Source organism: Bacteroidota bacterium (assembly GCA_034723125.1).
Taxonomy (GTDB): Bacteria; Bacteroidota; Bacteroidia; order CAILMK01; family JAAYUY01; genus JAYEOP01.
In genome coordinates this window covers 1-2,404 of the sequence record JAYEOP010000367.1, presented here as the reverse complement: position 1 = coordinate 2,404, position 2,404 = coordinate 1, and the positions used below count along the sequence as shown (strand labels likewise).

The window sequence follows — 2,404 nt, the reverse complement described above, 5'->3', positions numbered from 1 at the left end:
TTCCTTATAATAAATATTCAGAAGCTTTTCTTTCTCAAAGGGTATTCCTTGCTTTTGGAACTCTATAGCCAAGGCTTCTTGGTAAACTGCTTCTAGAAACCCATGACCTAATTCTTTATGGACTTCCATTGCTGCTCCAATTATTTGGAATGCTTCATCTTTATATAGTAGGTTTACCATGTTTTTCTTTTATTGTTGCCTGAGTGTTACACAACTATGTTTTATCCGCTCAGTTTTGTCCGCTAATTACACTAATTCTCGCTAATTATTTTTTTTTAAAAAAGAGAAATTCGTGCTAATTCGCCTGCCCCGCTCGCCACGTGAAATCTTTTTCTATTTCACAGTGGTAGGGAGGTTTACCCTGTTTATCCTGTAGGTAAGAATGACCGTACAGGATGAAATTCCGAGGAATATTTAACAGGGAACGACCGTATTGGGGTGTAATTCGATGATAAACTTTTTTGCTACAAATTGTTTTTTTTACTTTTTCAAGAAATGCCAATTATATTATTTTTGCATCTTTTATATTAATATTTGTTTTACAAATAGAATTATCGGAACCGGTTATAAAGTCATCCGAAATTTGCTTAATATATTTTGAAAATATCGCATAGTCTGGTTTTTGAATAAACCATTCCACTTTGTCAAAAAGGGCAACAGGGAAAGTGTTTATTTTTTGTTCAACATCTATTTCATTAATAATATTTTTTTCTTTTGTTTCAAAAAATACTGTTTTCCAATTAAATTTATATTTTAAAGATAGATGTATAATATCAAAAATGTCTTTTGGTTCGTCTCTATTAATTAGTGCAGATAATTTATTTGATAGTATATTAATCGGTGTATCAATTTTACCGAAAAATATTGATTTTATTTTGTCAGTTCTGTATGGAATATCATTAACAAATTCCAATTTCAGAGAAATATCACTGTCAACTATAAATAATCTTGTGAAATCATCGTAAAATAAGTTGTTTTCAATATCAAAAGAAAAAACTTTATTGATTGCTTTATATATCGTATTTATATGATTTTTGTAGTCTTTATCATTATTTACAAAAAAATCTAAATCCTCGCTGTAACGATGGTCTAAATAAAATCTACTGAGTGCTGTTCCTCCAGTAAGATAAAAAGGTGTATTAACTGTTTTCCAAAAATTCAGAAATTTATCTTGTAGCAGGTATAATTTCTTGTAATCTTTTTTTAACATAAAAATATTTTTTTCTAAGTGATGGGGTTCTTAATTTATTTATCATCTGGTCGGTTAATAATCCTTTAATTGTATTTATTTCAAATAATTTAATAATTGTAAACCATGGAAAACTTTCAAGCATTTTTCTGAAAAGATTATCAATATCATAATGTCCGGCAAATTTGGTTTCGCCTTTTACAAGTTTATTAACTTCCTCTGGCGAAATATTGTAATCCCACATCAATTGTCGGTATATTCTTTCTTTTGTTTTATCCACTCAACTAATTTTTTCATCGAATTTCACCCCAGCACGATCGTTCCTCCCTGCGGGGCAGGCGAATTTAACGAATTATTTTGTCATCCCCGATACGTTCATTCCCTTGTTAAATATTGCTTCGCATTTCACCCTAATAAAATATAAGTTGATTTTATAGGGTAAACAAACTTCAAACGACCGAAGGAAGTCCGTATGGATAATTTCCAAAACTCAATTTCCAAATTCCAAATAAATTCCAATTTTCAATATTCAAATAACAAATAAATTCCAAAACTCAATATTCAAATTCCAAATAAATTCCAATTTTCAATATTCAAATTTCAAACATTTGCTAATCAAACTCCAAACTTTGCAGATACAGAGTTTGGGTATTGGGATTTGTTTATTGAGATTTATTTGAGATTTGTGATTTGTTTATTGGGATTTTCTATTTTAAATTCCAAATTCCAATATTCCCTGTTAAATATTCTTCACTTCGTTATGAATTTCACCCTAATAAAATATAAGTTGATTTTAAAATAAGTCAGAGTGTGTGCCGGTTCGAGTCAGCCAAATTTCGTTTTCATTAAGAAATACTTTCCAAATAATCAGCCAATCGTGTTTTAAGTGAGCCTCCCAATAGCCTGAATATTCTCCTGCTAATTTATGTGGTTTATTTTCACTCGGAAGTGCTCCTGATTCTTCAAGCTTTCTAATAGAATTTTTCAACAAATTCATGTCATAACCTCTCTTTTGAAGAAGCTTAACATCTTTCCTAAACTTATTAGTAAAAACAAGTTGATACATTAAATTCCGAGAGTATTAAAAAGTTCTTGTGAGTCTTTCGACTGTATGCCTTTTTTGTTTTCTACGTCATTCATTGCCTTTCGTGTTTCATAATTAGGCATCGGTTCTTCAACTACTTGAATTTCAATATTCATCTTCTTTAGCAGGCG

The 2,404-nt window shown here is 30.0% G+C and carries 4 protein-coding genes; all 4 read right to left on the bottom strand.

Annotated features, from left to right (window positions below):
* A partial coding sequence (locus U9R42_09855) for a GxxExxY protein (GenBank protein ID MEA3496324.1) occupies positions 1 to 180 on the bottom strand: 180 nt, incomplete at its 3' end.
* 322 nt (positions 181 to 502) lie between these two features.
* Positions 503 to 1,210, bottom strand: coding sequence for a nucleotidyl transferase AbiEii/AbiGii toxin family protein (locus tag U9R42_09850; GenBank protein ID MEA3496323.1), 708 nt, complete (start codon positions 1,208 to 1,210; stop codon positions 503 to 505).
* Positions 1,167 to 1,469, bottom strand: a complete 303-nt coding sequence (locus U9R42_09845) for a hypothetical protein (GenBank protein ID MEA3496322.1) — start codon at positions 1,467 to 1,469, stop codon at positions 1,167 to 1,169. The genes U9R42_09850 and U9R42_09845 overlap by 44 nt, the downstream gene beginning before the upstream one ends.
* A gap of 513 nt (positions 1,470 to 1,982) precedes the next feature.
* On the bottom strand, positions 1,983 to 2,255 hold the full coding sequence (locus tag U9R42_09840) for a type II toxin-antitoxin system YafQ family toxin (protein MEA3496321.1): 273 nt from the start codon (positions 2,253 to 2,255) through the stop codon (positions 1,983 to 1,985).
* Positions 2,256 to 2,404: the final 149 nt, after the last annotated feature.